Genomic DNA, 4,853 nt, shown 5'->3' with positions numbered 1-4,853 from the left:
TAATTAGTCTTGGTTCCTGGATCTTGGCTCTTGGTTCCAGAAAATTACTAAGCTTTCTTCACATTCGTCGCCTGCAGCCCCTTCCGTCCTTCCTCTACTTCAAACTCTACTGTATCGTTTTCCCTGATCGCATTAGCTCCACCCTCGATATCCTTAAAGTGAACGAAGATCTCCTTGTTATCGTCATCATTTACGATGAATCCATACCCTTTCTGAGTATTGAACCATTTTACTTTTCCTGTTGCCATAATCAATAAAAAAATGAAGCTCTATGTACGTTATACATAGAGCTAATATTAATATAAATATAACGAATGATTTTAATCAGATACCAAATTATTATTCACTCCTGTTCATAAATTCAATCTAGATAGATATCCTAAGGTCGCGACAGATGTTTTCTTTAGACGGTTTAAATTTAAGCTCTCTTATGGAAATTGTTCGTTGCGACTCAAGAAGTTCCAGCTTCGCTGATGCAAATAGTCAAACTTTTCAGGCGGTTCCACCTTTCTGCTGCTGACAAGCACAGTTAGAGGAATTAAAAGATTCCAGCATCGCTGGAATCTGAGTAAACGGAACCAGAAGGTATCACTGAATAAGCTTTCGCCGTTCAGTCCGCTTTGTGGAAAATCTTGATTCTTGATTCTTGATACCTGGTTCTAAAATAATTATTTATTTGGTTGCGGGGTCATTCTCAGGTACGGCTTAATTGCAGTGTATCCCTTAGGAAATTTAGCCGCAATATCCTCCGTCTTTATAGCCGGCACAATAACAACGTCCTCCCCTTCCTTCCAGTCGGCCGGGGTAGCAACACTGTAATTTGCTGTAAGTTGCAGCGAATCAATAACACGTAAAATTTCCTGGAAGTTCCTGCCTGTCGAAGCAGGGTAAGTGATCATCAGTTTGATCTTCTTATCCGGTCCAATGACGAACAGGGATCTTACAGTAAACGTTTCTGATGCATTCGGGTGCATCATCCCATATAATTCAGCAACTTCTCTGTTTTCGTCAGCCAGTATTGGAAAGGTAACCTCAACGTCCTGCGTTTCATTAATGTCCTCGATCCAACCTTTATGAGACTCCTCGCTGTCAACACTTAAAGCGATAACTTTGACATTGCGTTTCTCAAACTCGTCTTTCAGCGAGGCTGTTTTCCCTAATTCCGTCGTACATACCGGAGTATAATCGGCCGGGTGCGAAAATAATACCGCCCAGCTATCACCTAAATATTCGTAAAAGTCAATCTCTCCGAGAGATGATTTTGCTTTAAAGTTTGGGGCTATATCGCCCAGTCTTAAACTCATAACACTTTGATTTAAATTAACTGTCAAAATACAGTAGACTACTAAATTACTGGATATTAAGATGGAATTCAAAAAAAATACCCCATAATCTATTTATGAGGTATTTTTTACAATGAAATGAAGAACTATATAAAGAACCACGTCCAAATTTTGATTCTTGCGTCCTGGTCTTGGTTCTTGTTTCTTGATTCTTGGTTCTTGGTTCTTGGTTCTTTCTTACTGTTTCTTCAACTTAAACTTCTTATCATAGCTCATACCTCTGAAGGTATTTCCGTCCAATTCAATGGTCATCTCCTCAGCTTCCTTAACAGACATCGCTTTCACACTGCTTATTGTAGTGTTTGGCTTGGCGATGGTAAATGTTCCTTTAGCCGAGTAACTTAAAGCAGCGGCTAAAAGTTTTTCTGTCGGATCACCAAACTCCTTGGAAACATCATCCCCCACAGCAAAATCTACCGCCATTCCATCGAAATAACCGCCTTCATTCCTGGAATTCTTTGTTTCAAATTGTGGAATATAAAGATCCACTACATCAATATCTATTGCGAAGAATCCAACAGGCTTACCAAACGTTTTTCCTCCTACCAGTTTCACATCCATATGCGGTTTCAGATTGTTAATTAAAAGCTCACTTGCTGAGGCTGTGCCTGACAACACCAGGAAGACAACTTTGGATATATTTGCGCCCCCTATTTTAGCAAACTTTTCAGTATTTGCAGCGGGTTTATAATCAATATCAAAATAAGTTGCGAACTTCCCATTCGCTCCCCCGGTAAATGGCTGTAACTTTCCGTTCGCATCCGTCAGCGGCTGGTTCTTCAATATAGTGGCTTGTCCATCCTGCATCTTCTTCGTCCAAAACGTAGTATACATGGTAGTTCCATTCAGGCTGGCTGGTGCTATTAAATTTGTAAAAGCTTCGGCGGTAGCTACTGAACCACCTCCATTATATCTTAAATCAATAACCAGTTCTGTAACACCTGCTGCTGTAAATTCAGCAAACTTCGCCGTTAAAGCATCCCTTGAATTTGTGGTAAAACTATTATAAACGATATAACCTACTTTCTTACTTCCTACAGTAAAAACTTGAGTGAAAAATATCGGTGTTGATGAATAGTTGCCTCTGGCTATGGTCATCTCCTCAATAAGTCCACCAGGTTTTTCCACAGTTATAGTAACGGAAGCGCTGTTTCCGAAAACGGCATTACTAACGAATGAAATATTCGCATCAACTGCAGTTGTTAACTCGGTTCTGCCGTTTATTTTAGTGATTCTATAACCTCTTTTCAAACCTTTGGAAGCCGCCGGTGAATTTGGAGATACATATTTAACCCTTAAATCGTCAGAAGGCCTGGCGCCATTGTAGAATACTGAAAATCCAAAATCGCCGCTTACGCCGGATAATTCCTTCTCAAGTGAGCCATCATCCAGAAAAGAGTATTTGTCTACAACTCCAGGAGGTTTTGGTGATCTTTTTATCGCATCAAGCACAGCCTGATTAGTTGCATACTGGCGCGGATTAAATAGTTCATATGTTGGAAGGAACTCATTCCAGAAATACGTGTCTTTTGCGTAAAGGAAAATAGAATCCTTAGTTAGTTCAGCCCGGGTTGCAGCAACTACTACCGGTGGAGTGACCGGGGTGGGGATTACTTTTGAATCCTTCTTACACGCAGAAAAGCCTATCAGCAGGCCAAAGCTCAGGATGAAAAGTTTCTGGATATTTGACTTATTTATCATCGTTTATTTTAATTTATAATTGGTTCTTGTTAGTATAAATTTAATCTAAGGATATCATCCACATTAATATAATCTACTCCGCATGCAGCTGCAAAGTCTTCATCAATCTGCGTTCCGCCGAAAACAATAACATCTTTTCGTACTAAGTTATTGTCTTGGAGTATATACGATAATACGTCTGGTTCTGGTTTTAGTTTGACTTCTGTTGCATAAAACACTTTTAAATACTGCTCCAGGCCATTCCATTCCATCTGTCGGATCTTATTCAGCTGAATTTCAGGCTTGCCGTTTGTCACAATGAAGATCTGCTTCCTGTCTATTATGATCTCCTGCAAAAGCTTTAAAACTTCCTTATACATAAGCAGCTTTAAAGGCAATATTGCCGTACTATGCAGCATGTCAAAGTTTACCCGGTATTTGTCATCAAAACCGAAGGCTTCTGCGGCTCTTTCAAAGATCCCCTCTTCACCGTGGTGAAAATAAACCGTCTTGAAAAATTCCGTAAGGTCGGCGGACGATGGTACTCCTTCGGTAAACTCAATGAAGTTTGAAAATAAGTAATAAACTTGCAGAAGGTAGTCTTTCTCAGGATAAATAACATTATCCAGCTCGAATACAAATGCCTTTTTCTTTGGGTCAAGATCTCTATATTCCAGCATCTTCTATTAAATATAAACAATACTCCGTATTCTGTCCATTGGTTGCCCCGCTGAAAACACCGGTCTCATTATTTAGAGAAATAGTATCAGAGACTCCCTCTGCTGCTACGGTTGTTCCCTCTTCCAGCACAGTGATATCCTCAGCGCTGCCTTTAACTAAGGGCTCATGGTTTTTAAGCCATTCCTCTGAGGGGATGATCAGTTTCACATTATATTCCAGGAACAAAGAACGTGCTTTCGACAGCTCTGTTACTTCTCCTGCTTGCAATGGGTATATTTTTGTTATTCCAAGATCGAGACAGCCTTTGAGTACTTCATGTACAAAGCTTGATGAAGTATAAGGCGGAATAACTAAACTCCGGCTGCCTGGTATCTGCGGCAGCGGGCTTTGATCTGCAAAAACAACCTCATCGATAGCTAATATTCTTTTAAGCCGATAGGCTTCGGGGCTCAGCCCGGCAGTGATCAGGACTGGCATTATTATAAAATGATTTGCCCGTCCTTCATTATGATCTTGCGGTCCGCCATATTCGCCAGGTTCTCGTTATGCGTTACAATCACAAAGGTTTGCTTCAGGCGGTCGCGCAGGTCGGCAAACAACTGGTGCAGGCTTTCCGCATTATTCGAATCCAGGTTACCCGAAGGCTCATCCGCAAGAATGATCGAAGGATTATTGATCAGTGCCCGTGCTACCGAAACTCGCTGCTGCTCCCCTCCCGAGAGTTCATTAGGTTTATGATCAGCCCGATCCTTTAAGCCCAGCAGGTCCAGCAGCTCCCGTGCCCGGTCTTCAGCCTGCTTTTTACCTTTCCCGGCAATATAGGCTGGTATAGCTATGTTTTCCAGTGCGGTAAACTCTGGCAGAAGATGATGGAACTGAAAAATAAAACCAATATGCTGGTTCCGGAAAGCGCTGAGCTTCTTCGACGACAGGGAACTTACATCTATATTATTCAGCCGAACGCTCCCCTGGTCCTGCTGATCCAGCGTTCCTATAATATGAAGCAAGGTGCTTTTGCCAGCTCCCGAAGCGCCCACTATGGTAATTATCTCGCCCTTTTGTACCTCCAGGTCAACACCTTTAAGAATATGAAGCTTGCCGTATGATTTATGAATTCCTGTTGCCTGAAGCATATATCGAACAAATTGT

General features: G+C 41.4%; 6 protein-coding genes. All 6 read right to left on the bottom strand.

The window, feature by feature from the left end:
• Positions 1–47: 47 nt before the first annotated feature.
• Positions 48–248, bottom strand: coding sequence for a cold-shock protein (locus tag WKF69_RS18610; protein WP_340383904.1), 201 nt, complete (start codon positions 246–248; stop codon positions 48–50).
• A 420-nt stretch (positions 249–668) separates the two neighbouring features.
• A complete protein-coding gene (locus WKF69_RS18605) occupies positions 669–1,304 on the bottom strand; it encodes a peroxiredoxin (protein WP_340383902.1) in 636 nt (211 codons plus the stop codon).
• Positions 1,305–1,520: 216 nt separating this feature from the next.
• Complete coding sequence (locus WKF69_RS18600; RefSeq protein ID WP_340383900.1) at positions 1,521–3,044, bottom strand: S41 family peptidase; 1,524 nt, start codon at positions 3,042–3,044, stop codon at positions 1,521–1,523.
• Between the two features lie 29 nt (positions 3,045–3,073).
• A complete protein-coding gene (locus tag WKF69_RS18595; protein WP_340383898.1) occupies positions 3,074–3,703 on the bottom strand; it encodes an HAD hydrolase-like protein in 630 nt (209 codons plus the stop codon).
• Positions 3,690–4,181 carry a hypothetical protein gene (locus WKF69_RS18590; protein WP_340383896.1) on the bottom strand — a complete coding sequence of 164 codons (492 nt, stop codon included), beginning with the start codon at positions 4,179–4,181 and terminating at the stop codon, positions 3,690–3,692. The genes WKF69_RS18595 and WKF69_RS18590 overlap by 14 nt, the downstream gene beginning before the upstream one ends.
• Positions 4,182–4,183: 2 nt before the next feature.
• A complete protein-coding gene (locus WKF69_RS18585) occupies positions 4,184–4,837 on the bottom strand; it encodes an ABC transporter ATP-binding protein (RefSeq protein WP_340383906.1) in 654 nt (217 codons plus the stop codon).
• Positions 4,838–4,853: the final 16 nt, after the last annotated feature.

The organism is Daejeonella sp., assembly GCF_037719425.1.
GTDB lineage: Bacteria > Bacteroidota > Bacteroidia > Sphingobacteriales > Sphingobacteriaceae > Daejeonella.
The sequence above is the reverse complement of the archived record's forward strand: the minus strand, read 5'-3'. Positions and strand labels throughout refer to the sequence as shown.

What these genes read in the sequence shown, in the direction of transcription:
- WKF69_RS18595 (WP_340383898.1), bottom strand. Translation starts at nt 3,703, where the DNA reads ATGCTGGAATATAGAGATCTTGACCCAAAGAAAAAGGCATTTGTATTC.
- WKF69_RS18605 (WP_340383902.1), bottom strand. Translation starts at nt 1,304, where the DNA reads ATGAGTTTAAGACTGGGCGATATAGCCCCAAACTTTAAAGCAAAATCA.
- WKF69_RS18590 (WP_340383896.1), bottom strand. Translation starts at nt 4,181, where the DNA reads ATGCCAGTCCTGATCACTGCCGGGCTGAGCCCCGAAGCCTATCGGCTT.
- WKF69_RS18585 (WP_340383906.1), bottom strand. Translation starts at nt 4,837, where the DNA reads ATGCTTCAGGCAACAGGAATTCATAAATCATACGGCAAGCTTCATATT.
- WKF69_RS18600 (WP_340383900.1), bottom strand. Translation starts at nt 3,044, where the DNA reads ATGATAAATAAGTCAAATATCCAGAAACTTTTCATCCTGAGCTTTGGC.
- WKF69_RS18610 (WP_340383904.1), bottom strand. Translation starts at nt 248, where the DNA reads ATGGCAACAGGAAAAGTAAAATGGTTCAATACTCAGAAAGGGTATGGA.